The sequence below is a fragment of the Stenotrophomonas sp. A3_2 genome (assembly GCF_036624925.1).
Lineage (GTDB): Bacteria > Pseudomonadota > Gammaproteobacteria > Xanthomonadales > Xanthomonadaceae > Stenotrophomonas > Stenotrophomonas hibiscicola.
The window spans coordinates 1-316 of record NZ_JAZKVY010000300.1 but is presented as its reverse complement, the minus strand read 5'-3'; the positions used below and the strand labels follow the sequence as shown (position 1 = coordinate 316).

General features: G+C 71.2%; 1 protein-coding gene. It reads right to left on the bottom strand.

Translation table 11 applies throughout. From position 1 onward, the window contains the following. Window positions 1-93: 93 nt before the first annotated feature. Window positions 94-316 (bottom strand): Asp-tRNA(Asn)/Glu-tRNA(Gln) amidotransferase subunit GatC (gatC, locus tag R5H29_RS14435; RefSeq protein ID WP_332329345.1); only part of this gene is annotated, 223 nt, incomplete at its 5' end.

The following is a 316-nucleotide window of genomic DNA, read 5'->3' as shown; positions in this document are numbered from 1 at the left end:
CCGCGCGCACATGCGCCTCCGCCAGCTCGCGCGCCGAAAATTCGCGCGTCCGCAGCCCCGCCCGCGCCGTGGCGATCGAGAGATCGGTCAGGCTCATTCCACCACCTTTGGCACGGAGAAGAAGCTGCCCGCCCGGTCCGGCGCGTTCGCCAGCACCTTTTCCGGATAGGCGCCGTCGGTCACCGCGTCCTGGCGCAGGCGCAGCGCGATCTGCGCGCCGCCGGTGAGCGGCTCCACGCCCTCCACGTCCACCTCATTGAGCTGCTCGATCCAGCCGAGGATGCCGTTCAGCTCGCCGGCCAGGCGGGTGACTTCC